13 protein-coding genes and 1 pseudogene are annotated in these 16,312 nt (G+C 63.8%); 11 read left to right on the top strand and 3 right to left on the bottom strand.

Annotation, left to right across the window (positions count from 1 at the left end):
- The first annotated feature begins 29 nt into the window (after nt 1-29).
- Genes FJ934_RS08730 through FJ934_RS08720 form a run of 3 tightly spaced genes read left to right on the top strand, consistent with a single transcriptional unit; the run spans nt 30 to nt 3,760 of the window.
- Nucleotides 30-1,679: an amino acid ABC transporter permease gene (locus FJ934_RS08730; RefSeq protein WP_140608775.1), complete on the top strand. Its 1,650-nt coding sequence runs from the start codon at nt 30-32 to the stop codon at nt 1,677-1,679.
- Nucleotides 1,660-3,063: a GH1 family beta-glucosidase gene (locus FJ934_RS08725; protein ID WP_140608773.1), complete on the top strand. Its 1,404-nt coding sequence runs from the start codon at nt 1,660-1,662 to the stop codon at nt 3,061-3,063. The genes FJ934_RS08730 and FJ934_RS08725 overlap by 20 nt, the downstream gene beginning before the upstream one ends.
- A 1-nt stretch (nt 3,064) precedes the next feature.
- A complete protein-coding gene (locus tag FJ934_RS08720; protein ID WP_140608771.1) occupies nt 3,065-3,760 on the top strand; it encodes an SDR family oxidoreductase in 696 nt (231 codons plus the stop codon).
- 34 nt (nt 3,761-3,794) lie between these two features.
- On the opposite strand, the pseudogene FJ934_RS28325 reads toward FJ934_RS08720, so the two are convergent.
- Nucleotides 3,795-3,952, bottom strand: a pseudogene (locus tag FJ934_RS28325) (carbohydrate kinase family protein); the annotation flags it as partial.
- 106 nt (nt 3,953-4,058) lie between these two features.
- On the opposite strand from FJ934_RS28325, the gene FJ934_RS08710 reads away from it, so the two are divergent.
- Nucleotides 4,059-5,669: an inorganic phosphate transporter gene (locus tag FJ934_RS08710; RefSeq protein ID WP_140608769.1), complete on the top strand. Its 1,611-nt coding sequence runs from the start codon at nt 4,059-4,061 to the stop codon at nt 5,667-5,669.
- A gap of 412 nt (nt 5,670-6,081) precedes the next feature.
- Here the strand turns inward: FJ934_RS08710 and FJ934_RS08705 are convergent, their stop codons facing one another.
- Entirely contained in the window at nt 6,082-7,242 is a 1,161-nt protein-coding gene (locus FJ934_RS08705; RefSeq protein ID WP_140608767.1) for a patatin-like phospholipase family protein, read from the bottom strand.
- Nucleotides 7,235-8,023, bottom strand: coding sequence for an acetoacetate decarboxylase (locus tag FJ934_RS08700; RefSeq protein WP_140608765.1), 789 nt, complete (start codon nt 8,021-8,023; stop codon nt 7,235-7,237). Before FJ934_RS08700 ends, FJ934_RS08705 begins: the two co-directional genes overlap by 8 nt.
- Before the next feature lie 257 nt (nt 8,024-8,280).
- On the opposite strand from FJ934_RS08700, the gene FJ934_RS08695 reads away from it, so the two are divergent.
- The 7 genes from FJ934_RS08695 (at nt 8,281) to FJ934_RS08665 (ending at nt 16,102) form a co-directional block, all read left to right on the top strand.
- Complete coding sequence (locus tag FJ934_RS08695; RefSeq protein WP_140608763.1) at nt 8,281-9,069, top strand: 3-hydroxybutyrate dehydrogenase; 789 nt, start codon at nt 8,281-8,283, stop codon at nt 9,067-9,069.
- A 233-nt stretch (nt 9,070-9,302) separates the two neighbouring features.
- Nucleotides 9,303-10,352 carry a LacI family DNA-binding transcriptional regulator gene (locus tag FJ934_RS08690; protein WP_140608761.1) on the top strand — a complete coding sequence of 350 codons (1,050 nt, stop codon included), beginning with the start codon at nt 9,303-9,305 and terminating at the stop codon, nt 10,350-10,352.
- Nucleotides 10,353-10,371: 19 nt separating this feature from the next.
- Entirely contained in the window at nt 10,372-11,127 is a 756-nt protein-coding gene (locus FJ934_RS08685; RefSeq protein ID WP_140608759.1) for a phosphodiesterase, read from the top strand.
- Nucleotides 11,128-11,376: 249 nt separating this feature from the next.
- A complete protein-coding gene (locus FJ934_RS08680; protein ID WP_140608757.1) occupies nt 11,377-12,705 on the top strand; it encodes an NAD(P)H-dependent oxidoreductase in 1,329 nt (442 codons plus the stop codon).
- 2 nt (nt 12,706-12,707) lie between these two features.
- A complete protein-coding gene (locus FJ934_RS08675) occupies nt 12,708-13,736 on the top strand; it encodes a thiamine pyrophosphate-dependent dehydrogenase E1 component subunit alpha (protein WP_140608755.1) in 1,029 nt (342 codons plus the stop codon).
- A complete protein-coding gene (locus FJ934_RS08670) occupies nt 13,736-14,734 on the top strand; it encodes an alpha-ketoacid dehydrogenase subunit beta (protein WP_140608912.1) in 999 nt (332 codons plus the stop codon). Before FJ934_RS08675 ends, FJ934_RS08670 begins: the two co-directional genes overlap by 1 nt.
- Before the next feature lie 3 nt (nt 14,735-14,737).
- Nucleotides 14,738-16,102: a pyruvate dehydrogenase complex dihydrolipoamide acetyltransferase gene (locus FJ934_RS08665; protein ID WP_140608753.1), complete on the top strand. Its 1,365-nt coding sequence runs from the start codon at nt 14,738-14,740 to the stop codon at nt 16,100-16,102.
- Nucleotides 16,103-16,312: the final 210 nt, after the last annotated feature.

The following is a 16,312-nucleotide window of genomic DNA, read 5'->3' as shown; positions in this document are numbered from 1 at the left end:
GAGCCGCCGTGAGGGAGGGACGGGACCGGATGCAGTTTCTGATGCGCCTGCGGCCCAGCAATCTGATCATCGTCGCGGCTTTGCCGTTCATCGTCTATCTCTTCGCTTCGTCGATTAACTATCAGCGCTCGCTTCGCGCCATCCTGGGCGTGGAGAACGGCTCGTCGGTCTTCGTGCCTGGCTTTCTGGCGCTGGCTGTCGCCTTTTTCGCCGGCCTTGCCGTGGTCGGGTTCTCGCGTGCTTCGTCCAGGTCACCGCGTCTCGCGATCGTCGCGGCCGGGGTCAACCTTGCCGCCGCGATGGTGCTTGCGACAACCGGCGTGGCCTATCCCTTCGTGGCATCGGTCGTGGCGAACGCCGTCGATCCGTTCACCTCCAATCTGGTGGTTCAGGGCCTTACGCCGCGGCGATTGACGGATGCCGCCGACCTCATGGTGCGCGGCCAGGCCGCACTCCTGTTGCGAGCCTATTTCGGCCTGACGATCGTGATCCTCGGTGCATTCTTCATCGCCGCCCGCAATGGCACAGGCAACGCGACGCACCGTTGTGCCCGCTTCGCACTTGCGGCGGTGAACGGCGCCGGGTTGGCCTTCATCCTGCTTTTCGCGCATATCGCGTTCGCGGCGGGTGTCGCCACGACGATCCGGGCGGCCGTCGCCGCCTATATGCTGGCGGCAATGATGGGGTTGCTCTGGGTCGGGCTCCTCAAGCTCAAATACAGCTGGCGGGCGGACCTGGCCTGCATCGCGGCAACCATCCTCATGATCTGCGCTGCCGCGTGGTTCCTGCTCCAGCCGCGCGACAGCTATGTGCTTGTGGGGTCTCTCGCCGGGAAGGTCGCGGTCACGGCCGGTACCCCGTCCGGGATACTTGGTCTCGTCCGCTACGGGCAATTTCCCGGAGGTCCCGACCGCGACGTGCCGCTGCGCACCTTTCGTGGCGCGACGGAAGCGCTCGATGCGATCGGCAAGGCTCCCGATATCAGCGCGGCATTTGTCCCCGCCGCAACGGCGCCGGGCGCATTGCCCGTGCTGTGGCAAGCGGAGGCGTTGAACGATCGCGACAAGGCGTTCGGCATTACGCTCGCGGTGCTGGCGATCGTGCTTGGGCTGCTGACCTTCGGCGGTCATATCCACCGCAGGCACCCGCTCTCCATCGGCTCGGAATTCATCGTCGACACGATCCGTGGCATCCCGATGCTGGTTATCGTTCTCTATGTCGGCCTGCCGCTCGCCGGCGCGCTCAAGGACGCGACGCAGGGCGTGGTCGATCCGCCGAACCTGGTGCGCGGCATTGCCGCCATGGCGCTGGCCTATTCGGCCTATCTCGCCGAAATATTTCGTTCCGGCATCAATGCAATCCCTGCGGGCCAGATCGAGGCAGCGCACAGTCTCGGCCTCAATGGCTGGCGTACCGCCCGGCTGGTTGTGTTGCCGCAAGCCTTCCGCATCATCATTCCGCCGCTCGGCAACGAACTGATCGCCATCCTCAAGGACACGTCCCTGCTCTCTATCCTGTCGATCCGTGACATCACGCAGCGTATGCGGGAATTCCAGTCGGCAAGTTTCCTGCCGTTCGCGCCCTACAACTCAGCCGCCATCTTCTACATTTTCCTGACGTTGGCGGCGGCAAGCCTCGTCAGCACCATCGAGAGAAAATATGACATCAAGCATCGATAACGCACGCCGGACCCTCGAAGCCCGCGCCGCCGGACTGGTCTTTCCGCAAGGCTTCGTGTTCGGCGCCGCGACCGCGGCCTATCAGATCGAGGGCGCGCATGACGCGGACGGCAAGGGCGAAAGCATCTGGGACCGGTTCTGCCGTGTTCCCGGCGTGATCGTGGATGGCTCGAGCGGTGATGTCGCCTGTAATCACTATCATCGCTGGAAGGAGGATATCGCTGTGCTCAAGGCGCTCGGCCTCGGCGCCTATCGCTTTTCCCTCGCCTGGACGAGGCTTCTTCCCGAAGGTCGAGGCGACGCCAACGCCAAGGGTATCGCCTTCTACGACCGGCTGGTCGACGATCTGCTTGAAGTCGGCATCGAGCCCTATGCAACGCTCTACCACTGGGACCTTCCGCAGGCGTTGCAAGACCGTGGCGGCTGGTACAGTCGCGAAACCGCCGCCGCCTTTGCCGATTATGCCGGGCTTGCCGCCCGCAGCTTCGGCGATCGCGTCAAGAAATGGACGACCCTCAACGAGCCCTGGACCTTCTGCTGGTCGGGACATGCAACCGGTGAGGATGCGCCGGGATTGCGCGATGGTGTGAAAGGCGGCGTGACCGCCAGTCATCACGCATTGCTGGGGCATGGCCTGGCTGTTCCAGTCATCCGGGCCGAAGTGGCGGATGCGTCAATCGGCATCGTCTTCGATCTCAACGTCGCGGAGGCCGCCACCGATGACCCGCGCGATGTGGCGGCGACGCGGCGCTTCGATGGCGCCCAGAACCGCTGGTTTCTCGATGCCGTCTTCAAGGGCACATACCCGCAAGACATGCTGGAGCTCTACGGCGATCTGCTGCCGCCGATCCATGCGCGGGATAATCAGATCATCGCCGCGCCGGTGGACTATCTGGGCATCAACATCTACCGTCGCTCGGTGATCGCGGCGGGTGACGAACTCGCGCCGCTAAGCTATCGACGGGTGCAACCGGAAGGCATCTATTCGGCGGTCGACTACGAGATATGGCCGCGCTGCATGTACGACATCCTGCGCTATGTGAACGACCGCTATGCGCCGCAGGCAATCTACATTTCCGAGAACGGCGTCGCCACGACGCCGGAACAGGTTGGCGACGACGGGCACGTCTGGGACGATCTGCGCGCGGCCTATTATGTCGATCATCTCGAGCAAGTGGCCAAGGCGGCGGTCGAGGGCGTGCCGGTGCGGGGTTATTTCGCCTGGACACTGACCGACAATTTCGAATGGGCCTATGGCTATACGACGCCCTTCGGCATCACCCATGTCGATTTCGCCACGCAGCAACGCCAGATCAAATATTCCGGCGAGGTCTACTCCATGATTGCCCGGCAGGAAACCGTGCAGGTTGCCAAGAGCGCCTGACTTGGCTGCGGAAGGGCGTGGCGGCACGGTCCTCATAACTGGCGCCGGGCGCGGGCTCGGCCACGAGCTGGCGGTGCAATACGCCCACCATGGCTGGCGTGTGATCGCTTGCGGGCGCACGCATCCGGCTCAAGGTTGCGCGGGTCGAATCGAGTTCCAGCCGCTCGACGTCGCCGATCCGGCTTCCATTTGCGACCTTGCCACGCGGCTCGCCGGCAGGCCCGTGGATGTGCTTGTCAACAACGCCGCCATCCGCAGCGAAATCCCTGGCCTGCACAGCTTTGCCCCGGATGAATTCCTGAAGGTCATGCGGACGAACACGCTCGGTCCGTTGTTGCTGGCGAGGGCGCTGCGCCCGAACCTGGTTGCGGGGCGCATGCGCGTCATCGCCAATATCGGCAGTCGGGCCGGCTCGATGGCTGAAGGGCTACTCGATGACTATGACGACGACTATGCCTACCGCTGCTCGAAGTCAGCGCTCAACATGGTCTGCGCTCAGTTGGCGCAGGATTTGCGCGTCGACGGGATAACGGTGTTGTCGCTCCATCCAGGTTGGGTAAAGACGGATATGGGAGGCGATCAGGCGGTTCTGGCGGTCGAGGACAGTGCGCGGGGCCTGCGCACCATCATCGATAGTGCGACGCCTGGAGACAGCGGCTCCTTCCAGACGTTCGACGGCGTCCCTATCGGGTGGTAGTCGAAAGCACCCGGTCTCCACGCTGGATGCCTCCGCCGGAGCCGATCGTGTCGACAACGCGGATATCGGGTGCGACGCCTCGACAAGCGCGCTATCGGGGCCAATGGCGATGGCGCCTCGCGGTCCGCGCTTGACGACGAAGGTCGCGCCTTCGCGCATGCTGGAGCGGATTTCTCGCGCGGCCTGCTCCGGGCTGGTCCGGCATAGGCGCAAAGCCGCCTCTTCGCGTCATACAGGGTTCATCGTGCGGACATAGCGTCTTTCCCAGGTCTTTGCTGCAATGCAAAAGGAGTGGGACATGGTGGACATAGTTTCTAGTGAAGCGGGCATCCCGAGGCCGGATCATCCGCTGGATCAATCGGGCGGCGCCAAGTGGTTCCTGCCTGCGTTCGGTGTGCTGGTGCTGGTCGGCATCATCTATGTCGGCTACGCGCTCAGCCAGGATCTGGCGGTGGCCAAGACCGTGCCGTGGATCCTGCTCGGCATCGCCCTGCTGATCGCGCTCGGCTTCGAATTCGTCAACGGTTTCCACGACACCGCCAATGCGGTGGCGACCGTCATCTACACGCGTTCCCTGCCGGCCGAATTCGCCGTGATGTGGTCAGGCGTTTTCAATTTCCTCGGAGTGCTAACCTCAAGCGGCGCGGTCGCCTTCGGCATCCTGTCGCTGCTCCCGGTCGAGCTGATCCTGCAGGTCGGCTCGTCCTCGGGCTTTGCCATGGTGTTCGCGCTGCTCGTCGCGGCGATCCTGTGGAATCTCGGCACATGGTTCCTCGGCCTGCCGGCCTCGAGCTCGCACACGATGGTCGGCTCGATCATCGGCGTCGGCCTCGCCAACCAGTTCATGGCGCCGGCCGGAAGTGCCACCAGTGGCGTCGACTGGGGGCAGGCGACCAATGTCGGCACCACCTTGCTGGTGTCGCCGATTATCGGCTTCTTCGCCGCCGCCATCCTGCTCTATGTGATGAAATTGCTGGTGCGCAACCCGGCTCTTTATGAAGCGCCGAAGGGCAATGCCCCGCCGCCCTGGTGGATCCGCGCCTTGCTGATCTTCACCTGCACCGGCGTCAGCTTCGCGCACGGCTCCAATGACGGACAGAAAGGCATGGGCCTGATCATGCTCATCCTGATCGGCGTCGTGCCGACCGCCTACGCGCTCAACCGCACGCCCGACATCAACTATCTCGAGGCCTACAAGTCGGCTTCCGTCAACGTCGAGACGGCGCTGGGCAAATATGTCAAGCCCGGCGTCACCGTTGCCGATGCCAATGCTGCAAAGGCTGCCGTGCAGGAAGCCGTGCGCAGCAAGACGTGGACCGATCAGACGACCATTGCTCTGCAGACCTATATTCACAACACCACCGCCGAGCTGCAGCCCTATGCTTCGGTCGAAAAGGTGCCGACCGATCTGGTCAGCAACGCGCGCAACGACATCTACCTGATCGGTGAAGCGCTGAAGCTGATCGACAAGAAGAAGCTGCTGCCGATGAAGGACGACGACCTGAAGGCAGTCACCGACTACCACAAGGCCGTCGACAATGCGACGAAGTTCATCCCGCTCTGGGTGAAGGTGGCTGTCGCGCTGGCTCTCGGACTCGGCACGATGGTCGGCTGGAAGCGCATCGTCGTCACCGTCGGCGAAAAGATCGGCAAGAGCCACCTGACCTACGGCCAGGGCGCGGCGGCCGAACTCGTTGCAATGGTGACCATCGGCATGGCCGACCGTCTCGGACTCCCGGTATCGACCACCCACGTTCTGTCGTCGGGCGTCGCCGGTACGATGGCGGCCAACGGCTCCGGCCTGCAGTGGTCCACGGTGCGCAACCTGCTGCTCGCCTGGGTGCTGACGCTGCCGTGCTCGATCGCGCTCGCCTTCGTGCTGTTCATCGTCTTCCGCCAGGTGTTCTGAGCGGAGCCGAAAGTTCTCGAACAAAGGCAGCGCCAGCGACCGGCGCTGCCTTTTCTTTGGGCGAGGGGCAAGTCTTCAAGAGAATATGCGCATTTACGTTGAAGGGGCTCATGCCTTGGAGATTGGCGCGAAACGCCCATCGCCTCGTCGTCCTGGAGCGAAGCGGTGCGGCGTAGTCCCCAGCATCGATGCCAGGACTTTCAAGGCGTGGCTACGGTGCAGAAATCTGCTCCGCCGCACTCTTGGAGCAAGGGAACGGCGTGAATCCCTGGGTCTTCGTTCCGCTACGCCCAAGGATAACGACACAAGGGAGGGCGCCGACAAATCTCGAACGCCGGCCCGCTCGATCGAGCGACTGGAATCTCGCCGACAATAGGTCTGATACCGGTGAAAAATCACCGCGCGGGTTTGGCTAGGTCGGGTCCTCGCGGTGCAGATCGTGGATGGCGACGCCCTCGACATTGGTCGGCAGGGTCAGCCACTGGCGATGGCGCAAGGTGCGCTGCGTGTCCTCCAGGCCCATCTCCCAGTGCTCGCGCATCGAGGTGCCGGAGAATTCATAGTCCTTGGCGTGTCCCTCGTAGCCCTTGTGCTGGTAGATCAGGTGGACGATGTTGACAACGCCGGCGTCGGAATAGTCGGCGATCAGCTCCTTCTCGCCGTCTTTCAGCAATTCGGGAGGCACGCGCTTCAGCGCCTCGAGCAGCTTCATCTTGAGCGCGTGGATGCGCTGGAAATTGTCGGTGTTCTGGCGCGTGCGGCTGGAATACATGATGTCCTTGTGGCGCGACAGCACGTCGGCCATGCCGCGCGGCAGGACGCCGCGGGCGCTGAACAGATCGACCTGGAATACCAGCGAGGAGCGGTCCTCTTCCTGGTCGAGCAGATATTGCAGCGGCGTGTTGGAGACGATGCCGCCGTCCCAGTAATACTCGCCCTCGATACGGACCGACGGGAAGGCGGGAGGCAGCGCGCCGCTGGCCATGATGTGCTCGGGTCCGATGCGCACCTTGTCGGTGTCGAAATAGACGAAATTGCCGGTCCGGACATTGACCGCGCCGACGCTTAGCCGCTTCCTGCCGTCATTCAGGACATCGAAGTCGATCAGGCTCTCCAGCGTATCCTTCAGTTCGGCGGTGTCGTAGAAGCTGGTGGCGCCCTCGGCGCCGGTATGCTCGAACCAGGGATTGGGATTGCGCGGCTTGAAGAAGCCGGGCTGGCCCATGGTCATCGTCATCCACGAGGAGGTGCGGTTGCGGATGTCGCGGTAGATGTCGCCCTCCGGCGTATACGACCAGATCTTGCGGCCCGAGATCGTCTGCCAGAACTGCTCCAGCCGCTTCAGCCGGCGGCTGGACTCATTGCCGGCGATGATCGCGGCGTTGATGGCGCCGATCGACACGCCGGACAGCCAGCTCGGCTCGCAGCCGGCCTCGGCCAGCGCCTGGTAGACGCCGGCCTGGTAGGCGCCGAGCGCACCGCCGCCCTGGAACACCAGAGCGATGCGGTCGTATTGCGCCGAGATCTCCTCGATGGTGGCGGCGGCTTCCTTGTTTCGGTTGCGTTCAAGCACGAATTTTCTCCGGCAGGGTTGTGCTGTTTGCGAGCTGGCTGTAACCGGCAAGATAGTCGTGGACCACCTCGCCCAACCCGAGCGTCAGATCGGCTTTGAAGTGGATGGCCGACACGATGTCGAGCACCGGCAGCTTCGCCACGTCGGCCATGACGTGGGGCCGCAGATCGAGCGCGGCCGGCGCCGTCCAGGCTTCTTTCAGCGTGATATCGGTGAGGTAATAGCGCACCAGCTCGCAAATGCGCGGCGTGCCGTCCACATGCGGGATGATCTTGATCAGGAAATTGGGCGCGGCGAGCGAGGCAAGCACGGAATCGTGGTCAGCCTCGCGGTGCTTGTAGCCCATCGTGCCGGTGGCGCACAGAACACTGCCATAGTGCAGCGTGCCGACGATCACCTCGCCCTCATGGACGATCTTGGGGTTGGCCAGCTTCTTTGGAAACCCCCACAGCTCGCGCCCGCCGGCGATCGGTGCGTCGTCGTCGAGATACATCGAATGGACGTAGCCGCCATGCTGGCCCTTGTACCGCACCGGGATGACCTGGCCGGTCTCGGTGTAATCGCCGAAGCCGGTCGAATCGGGCATGCGGATGAATTCGTACTTGACCAGCGGCTCGTCGATCTCCAGCGGCGCCGGCACGACGGCTTCGAGCGCCTCGCGCGTCGTGCGGTAGGTGATAATGATGTATTCGCGGTCGAAGAAACGGTAGGGGCCGGGGGGAAAAGACGGGTTGGTCAGCGGCATCGCATAGGCGCGCTTCAAGACATCGGCGATTTCCAAGCTGCACCCCCAAGGTTTTGTCAGGTGAAGTTTCGTCAGGCGAATTGCGTTCAGGAATGACCGCGCGAAGGCGCACCAATTATGTGACACGGCACCATGACAGTGCCGTGTCAGTCTGACGGCCGTGGTTCCGGACCGCGGGGAGCGTACCGGCGCTGTCGTCTGGCTGTAATCGCATCGACACATGGCTCTGTCATTGTCATGCTGCGACGCACAATTTATATCGTCCTATTCCCCTCCCACTTCGCGAGATCATCATGGGTTTCCTGTCCTCGAAGAATGCCCTCGTTACCGGTTCGACCAGCGGTATCGGCCTGGCCATCGCCCGTGCGTTCGCCGCCGAAGGCGCCAACGTCACCATCAACGGCCTTGGCGACGCCGCCGCGATCGAGCAGGAGCGCGCCGGCATCGAGAAGGATTTCGGCGTCAAGTCCCGCTACTCCGACGCCAATATGATGGACGGCGCGGCGGTGAGCGCAATGGTGCATGACGCCGAGGAGGCGTTCGGCAGCCTCGACATCCTGGTCAACAATGCCGGCATCCAGCATGTCGCGCCGATCGAGGAATTCCCCGATGACAAGTGGGAAGCCATCATCCGCATCAATCTGCTCGCTGCCTTCTATGCCATCAAGGCGGTGGTGCCCGGCATGAAGGCGCGCAAATGGGGCCGCATCATCAACACGGCTTCCGCGCACGCGCTAGTCGCCTCGCCATTCAAGTCGGCCTATGTGTCGGCCAAGCACGGCATATCGGGCTTGACCAAGACTGTGGCCCTGGAAGTCGCGCAGGACGGCATCACCGTCAACGCCATCGCACCTGGCTACGTCTGGACGCCGCTGGTCGAGAAGCAGATACCCGACACGATGAAGGCGCGCGGCATGACCGAGGAACAGGTCAAGCATGATGTGCTGCTCGCCGCGCAGCCGACCAAGGAATTCGTCACCGTGGAAGAACTTGCGGCGCTGACGCTGTTCCTGTGCTCGGATTCCGCCAAGCAGATCACCGGCACCACACTGCCGATGGATGGCGGCTGGACGGCGCAGTAGCGCCGTCTGGCTGGATCGCCAGCAATTCCCAATCGCCGCGGGATGATTGGAGTTGTTCGGCAGCGATGCGCCGTGACGAGTGACCGGCTAAAGAAGGGAGAGAGGAGAGGCTTTCCCTTCGAGCCGTCATCAATCCGTTACCTGGACCTCCTATTCGGGACCCGGAGAACGCCTGCCTGCGTGCGGCAATGCACAGCTGTGCAAAAAAGGGACGTCGGCATGAGCTTCGACCGATGACGGTGGATAAGACCTCGGACAAGCTTCGCTCGGTCAGCGCCCTGCACGTCGCGCGCCAGGCCGGTGTGTCGCGCTCTGCGGTGTCGCGCGCCTTTACGCCGGGCGCCAGCGTCGCCACGGAAACGCGCGAGAAGATCATGCGCGCGGCCGAGGAACTCGGCTATCAGGTCAACGATCTGGCGCGCGGCCTGCTCGCCAACCAGAGCCGGCTGGTCGGACTTGTGGTGACCAAACCGGAAGTCGGTTTTCGCGCCCATCTCGCCGCGGCGCTCACCAAGGCCCTGATTCATCGCGGCAATGTTCCTGTGATGATCAACACCGGCCAGACCGAACAGGAGCTGATATCGGCCCAGAAGACGCTGCTCGGCCATCGCGCCGAGGCGACCATCATCCTGTCCGGCTCGCCGCCATCATCCTTCTTCGAACTGGCGCGGCGCAACGGCCAGCCGCTTGTGGTGATCGGCCGTTCAGAACCGGAGGCCGATCACATCCAGACCGACGGCCGCGCGGCTGCGAAGCTGGCAGCGGCGCTGTTCGTCGCGCGCGGCATGACGAAGCTCGGCCTGGCGGGCTCGCTGTCGGGCACGCCCACCATCACCGAGCGCGAGGATGCGTTCCGCGCCGAGGCGGCGCGCCTGGGGGCCGAGGTCGTGATCGCGCGCGGCAGGGATACGGACTATGCCGGCGGACTGCAGGCAGGCAGGGCGCTGATCGACGGCCAGAGCCGGCCAGAGGCAATCTTCTGCGTCAACGACCTCATTGCCTTCGGCGTCATGGACCATGCCCGTCAGGTCGGGCTCGACATCCCCGGCGATCTCAGCGTGATCGGCTTCGACGATGTCCCCGAGGCTAGCTGGCTTGCTTATCGGCTGACCACCTTCCGTCAGGACCCGGAGACGATGGCTGCCGGGGCCGTCGCATTGCTCGACCTGCGCCAACGGAAACCGGATATGGCGCCCATTCGCGAGCGTCTGGCCGTGCCGCTGGTCGTGCGCGGCAGTTTTGTCCCGCATCATGCGGACACACTTACAGACAGTTCCTCCTGAAGTCCCCAGGTCGATGCCCATGAAGATCATCCAGCTCTCCGACCCGCATCTGATGGCGCCGGGCGGCTTACTCTACGGCTCCGATCCGCTTGCCAGACTGGACGCCTGCCTGGCGGATATCGGCGAAAACCATGCCGATGCCGATCTGGTGGTGATATCAGGCGACCTGACCAATGATGGCGAGCGCGCCGCCTATGCGGCGTTGCAGGAGAGGCTGGCGCAATTTTCTCCGCCCTGCCGGCTGATGCTCGGCAACCACGACGACCGCGGGGTTTTCCTTGAAATGTTCCCCCATGCCGCCGAGCAAGAGTTCGTGCAGAGCGTTTTCGACGGCAGCGAGGGTCGGCTGATCCTGCTTGATACGCTCGACAGAGGCCATGTCGAGGGCAGGCTGTGCGCGGCACGTCTCGGCTGGCTCGGCGAACGTCTGCAAGAGGCGCATGACCGGCCGGTCTTCCTGTTCATGCACCACCCGCCGTTCCGGATACACATGCCGGTGCTCGACGCGGTCAAGCTCGCCGACGCCGATACATTCCACGATCTCCTGGCGCGCCATGGCAATGTCCGCCACATCTTCGCCGGCCATGTCCACCGGCTGATCGCCGGTAGCTGGCGCGGCATACCGGTCAGCACTTTGCGCAGCACCAACCATCAGACCGCGCTCGATTTTTCCGACAGTTGGAGCCTGGGCCATGAGTCGCCCGCCTACGCGGTCATCTTCATCGACGCGGATGGGGTGATCGTGCACTTCCGAGAGTTGCCGATCGTCGGGTAACACGCGGGGCGTCGACAGCATCTCGACGATGATCCGCCCGGTTCGCGGAGCTGTTTGATATCTTTCTGCTTCCACAGTCTGTCGCATCGCACAGGACACGGCTTCTTCCGGCGGCTGTTCCGCGCCTGCCGGAGGCCTTCGAAGGGTTCACGAAGTGCGCTGATTTTGGACATTAGTCTTGACAGAAATACAGATGTTCAATACCCGTCAAGTGACTGAACGAGCCTGCAATGTGGGAGGAAGAGCGGTATGGCTTCGAATGTTTCGTTGACGGGCCTTGCCCGTGATCTCGAGGAACGCGGCAAATCGGGCAAGCCCATCCGCATCGGCCTGATCGGCTCCGGCGAAATGGGAACCGACATCGTTACCCGCGTCGCACACATGTCGGGCATCGAGATCGGCGCGATCTCGGAGCTCAACCTGCCCGCCGCCAGCAAGGCGGTGGACATCGCCTTCCAGGAAACCGGGCACGCGCGCGAAGTATCGAACGCTTCGGCGATGACGGCTGCCATGGAAGCCGGCAAAGTGGCGGTCACCAACGACGCCAGCCTGGTCATCAACAATGATCTGATCGACGTCGTCATCGACGCGACCGGTGTTCCCGCCGTCGGCGCCGAGATCGGCTTGCGCGCCATGGAGCACGGCAAGCATCTGGTGATGATGAATGTCGAGGCCGACGTCACCATCGGCGCGTATCTGAAGAGCGAGGCCGATCGGCTCGGCGTCACCTATTCGCTGGGCGCCGGCGACGAGCCGTCCTCCTGCATGGAACTGATCGAATTCGTCTCGGCCATGGGCCATCCGATCGTCGCCGCCGGCAAGGGCAAGAACAATCCGCTCAACATCGACGCCACGCCGCCCGACTATGAGGAAGAGGCCAGGCGCCGGCATATGAATGTGCGCATGCTGGTCGAATTCGTCGACGGTTCGAAGACGATGGTCGAGATGGCGGCGATCGCCAATGCCACCGGGCTGGTGCCGGACAAGGCCGGCATGCATGGCCCGGCGGCAACGCTCGGCGAACTGAACAAGGTGCTGGTGCCGCAGAAGGATGGCGGCGTGCTGTCCAGGGTCGGCGTCGTCGACTACTCGATCGGCAAGGGCGTCGCGCCCGGCGTCTTCGTCGTCGCCGACATGTCGCATCCCCGCATTTCGGAGCGCATGGAAGATCTGAAGATGGGCAAGGGCCCATACTTCACTTTTCATCGCCCCTATCATTTGACGTCGCTGGAAGTGCCGCTGACCTGCGCCCGCGTCGTGCTCTACGGCAAGGCCGACATGGTGCCGCTGGCAAAGCCGGTGGCCGAGGTCTGCGCGGTGGCCAAGAAGGACATGCAGCCGGGCGAAAAGCTCGATGCCATCGGCGAATATTGCTACCGCGCCTGGATCATGACGGCGCCGGAAGCGCACGCGGCGAGAGCCATTCCCTGCGGCCTGCTGCAGGGCGGTTCGGTAACGGCGCCGATCAAGAAGGGCGAGCTCATCACCTATGCCAACGCGGCCCCGGCCGCGGGTTCCAAGATCGCCGAACTGCGCGCCCGTCAGGACAAGCTCGTCTACGGAACCGTGGGAGCCTGATCATGGCCGGAGCCAGCAAAGCCGTCGCGGATAGCCCCGCCAACCTGCCGTTCGTCTATCGCCAGTACAGCGCCGAACAGCTCAAGCAGGTGCTCTACAAGATGTACCTTATCCGCCGCTTCGAAGAGGGCGCCGAGGAAAGCTACATGCGTGGCCTGATCCACGGCACCATGCACCTGTCGATCGGCCAGGAAGCCAGCGCCATGGGCATCTGCATGCCGCTCGGCGAGGATGACCAGATCACCTCGACGCATCGCGGCCATGGCCACTGCATCGCCAAGGGGGCCGAGGTGAAACGCATGTTCGCCGAGTTCTTCGGCAAGACCACCGGCTACTGCAAGGGGCGCGGCGGCTCGATGCACATCGCCGATGTCGCCAAGGGCAATCTTGGCGCCAACGGCATCGTCGGTGGCGGCATTCCCATCGCCGTCGGCGCGGCGCTCTCGTCCAAGATGATGAAGACCGGCAAGGTCGTCGTCTCCTTCTTCGGCGACGGCGCCAACAATGAGGGCGCCTTCCACGAGGCGCTGAACATGGCGGCGGTGTGGAAGCTGCCGGTCATTTTTGTCTGCGAAAACAATGGCTACGGCATGTCGACGTCTACGGCCCGCTCCACCGCGGTCAAGAACATCGCCGACCGCGCCGCCGCCTATTCGATGCCTGGCGTCATCGTCAACGGCAACATCTTCTCCGAAGTCGCCGAGGCATCGCACAAGGCCGTCAAGCGGGCGCGGGCGGGCGAGGGGCCGACGCTGATCGAATCCAAGACCTACCGCCATCGCGGCCACTCCAAGAGCGACCGCAACCGCTATCGCACCAAGGAGGAGATCGAGGACTGGATGTCGAACCGCGACCCGATCACGCTGTTCGAGAACGAGCTGCGCGAATTCGGCTTCATCGACGACAAGGGCATCGAGGCCATTCGCGAGGCGGTGGCGCGGGAAATCGCCGATGGCATCGAGTTCGCCAAGGTGAGCCCGTCGCCGGATGTGCGCGAGACCGGAAATTACGTGTATACGGAGCAGGCGTGATGGACGCGATGGTGCGTGAACTGAGCTACGCCCAGGCGATCCAGGAGGCCATGGCGATCGCCATGGACATGGACGAACGCGTCTTCCTGATGGGCGAGGACATCGGCGTCTATGGCGGCGCCTTCCAGGTGACGGGCGATCTTGTCGATCGTTTTGGCACCGAGCGGGTGATCGACACACCGATTTCGGAGCTGGGTGGCGCTGGCGTCGCGGTCGGTGCGGCGCTTACCGGCATGCGGCCGATCTTCGAGTTCCAGTTCTCCGATTTCGCCACGCTCGCCATGGAGCAGATCGTCAACCAGGCGGCCAAGATGCGTTTCATGCTGGGTGGTGAGGTTTCGGTGCCCGTGGTGATGCGCTTTCCCGCCGGCTCGGGTACGGGTGCCGCGGCACAGCACAGCCAGAGCCTCGAGGCGTGGCTCGGCCATGTGCCGGGCCTGAAGGTCATCCAGCCGGCGACACCCTATGATGCCAAGGGCATGCTTCTGGCGGCGGTCGCCGACCCCGATCCGGTGATGATCTTCGAGCACAAGCTGCTCTACAAGGCAAAGGGGCCGGTTCCCGAAGGCTATTATACGGTGCCGATCGGCAAGGCCGACATCCGACGCGAAGGCCGGGACCTGACCATCGTCGCCACCTCCATCATGGTGCAGAAGGCGCTCGACGCCGCCGTGACGCTGGAAGCTGAAGGCATTGACGTCGAAGTCGTCGACCTCAGGACCATCCGGCCGATGGACAAGCAGACGGTCATCGACAGCGTCAAGAAGACGTCGCGGCTGATGTGCGTCTACGAGGCGGTCAAGACGCTGGGCATCGGTGCCGAGGTCAGCGCCATGATCGCCGAAAGCGAGGCGTTCGACTATCTCGACGCGCCGATCGTGCGGCTGGGCGGCGCCGAGACGCCGATCCCCTACAATCCGGAACTGGAAAAGGCCACGGTGCCGCAGGTTCCCGACATCATCACCGCCGCGCGCGACCTCGTGAAAGGGGTTCGCTGAAAGATGCCGACCGAAGTCATTCTTCCCAAGGTCGACATGGACATGGCGACCGGACAGATCTCGCGTTGGTTCGCTACGGAAGGCCAGCAGGTCAAGAAGGGCGACGTGCTGTTCGAGATCGAGACTGACAAGGCGGCGATGGAGATCGACGCGCCGGCCAGCGGCATCCTGCGCGATGTCACCGGCAAGGAAGGCGTCGATATTCCTGTCGGCGCGCCCGTGGCCTGGATCTATGCCGATGGCGAGATTTATGCGGCGCCAGTCTCCCCCCTCGGGGGGGAGATGTCGACGAAGTCGCCAGAGGGGGGCGCTGTCCCGCCAGCCTCTCATTCTGTCGCGCCCCCCTCTGCCCTGTCGGGCATCTCCCCCACAGGGGGGGAGATCAGCCAATTGCCGTCCGTTGCGCGTGCAACGCCACTGGCTCGCCGCTTAGCCCGTGAGGCAGGCCTTGCGATTGCCGATGTGAGGGGCAGCGGTCCCCGGGGCCGCGTTGTACGCGCCGATGTCGAGGCCGCGGTCGCCACAAAGGGCTCGGCAGTCACTGCGCAACCGACCGCCGAGATCGCATTGCCGGTCGCGGCTGAAATCACGCCGGCCCCTGCGGCACCACCCAAGGCGATGTCGGACGACCAAGTGCTGAAGCTGTTCGAACCCGGCTCCTACGAACTCGTCCCGTACGACACTATGCGCAAGACCATCGCGCGGCGGCTGGTCGAGGCCAAGACCACCATCCCGCATTTCTACCTGACGCTCGATTGCGAACTCGACGCGCTCCTGGCGCTGCGCTCGCAGCTCAATGCGGCGGCGCCGACAAAGAAGACCGATAAGGGTGAAGCCCCGGCCTACAAGCTCTCGGTCAACGACATGGTGATCAAGGCCATGGCCATGGCGCTGAAGGCGGTGCCGGATGCCAATGCCTCCTGGACCGAGAGCGCCATGGTCAAGCACAGGCACGCCGATGTCGGCGTCGCCGTGTCGATCCCCGGCGGCCTGATCACGCCGATCATCCGCAGGGCCGATGAAAAGACGCTGTCGACCATCTCCAACGAGATGAAGGATCTGGCCAGCCGTGCCCGCAGCCGCAAGCTGAAGCCGGAAGAGTATCAGGGCGGCACCACGGCGGTGTCGAACCTCGGCATGTTCGGCATCAAGGACTTCGCCGCGGTGATCAATCCGCCGCATGCGACGATCCTGGCGGTGGGCGCCGGCGAGGAGCGGGCGGTGGTCAGGAATGGCGAGATCAAAATCGCCACGGTGATGTCGGTGACGCTGTCGACCGACCACCGAGCAGTCGATGGAGCGCTGGGTGCGGAACTGCTCGTCGCCTTCAAGCGGCTGATCGAGAACCCGATGGGCATGCTGGTCTAGGATCTCCCCGCCGATGCGTGGCGAGGTAGGCGGCGGTACCTGCAAGGTGCGGGGGATGGGGCTGGTGGCGCGTCGCCGGCCAAGTGACGTCCCTTGCAGCGGATCGTCGAGCCGCGCCCGTTTCGGGGTGCGCGGCCCTGCGTGTGCCGATCAGGATCACCAAGCTGTCAGCGGTTAAATTAAACCAATCCGATGCCTATGCTTGAAGCC

Source organism: Mesorhizobium sp. B2-4-12, assembly GCF_006441575.1.
Classification (GTDB): Bacteria; Pseudomonadota; Alphaproteobacteria; order Rhizobiales; family Rhizobiaceae; genus Mesorhizobium.
This window is presented reverse-complemented; position numbering and strand designations above follow the sequence as displayed.

Bases quoted from the DNA above. Each gene is read 5' to 3' on its own strand.
- FJ934_RS08730 (WP_140608775.1), top strand. From the start codon at position 30: ATGCAGTTTCTGATGCGCCTGCGGCCCAGCAATCTGATCATCGTCGCG.
- FJ934_RS08725 (WP_140608773.1), top strand. From the start codon at position 1,660: ATGACATCAAGCATCGATAACGCACGCCGGACCCTCGAAGCCCGCGCC.
- FJ934_RS08710 (WP_140608769.1), top strand. From the start codon at position 4,059: ATGGTGGACATAGTTTCTAGTGAAGCGGGCATCCCGAGGCCGGATCAT.
- FJ934_RS08695 (WP_140608763.1), top strand. From the start codon at position 8,281: ATGGGTTTCCTGTCCTCGAAGAATGCCCTCGTTACCGGTTCGACCAGC.
- FJ934_RS08690 (WP_140608761.1), top strand. From the start codon at position 9,303: ATGACGGTGGATAAGACCTCGGACAAGCTTCGCTCGGTCAGCGCCCTG.
- FJ934_RS08685 (WP_140608759.1), top strand. From the start codon at position 10,372: ATGAAGATCATCCAGCTCTCCGACCCGCATCTGATGGCGCCGGGCGGC.
- FJ934_RS08680 (WP_140608757.1), top strand. From the start codon at position 11,377: ATGGCTTCGAATGTTTCGTTGACGGGCCTTGCCCGTGATCTCGAGGAA.
- FJ934_RS08675 (WP_140608755.1), top strand. From the start codon at position 12,708: ATGGCCGGAGCCAGCAAAGCCGTCGCGGATAGCCCCGCCAACCTGCCG.
- FJ934_RS08670 (WP_140608912.1), top strand. From the start codon at position 13,736: ATGGACGCGATGGTGCGTGAACTGAGCTACGCCCAGGCGATCCAGGAG.
- FJ934_RS08665 (WP_140608753.1), top strand. From the start codon at position 14,738: ATGCCGACCGAAGTCATTCTTCCCAAGGTCGACATGGACATGGCGACC.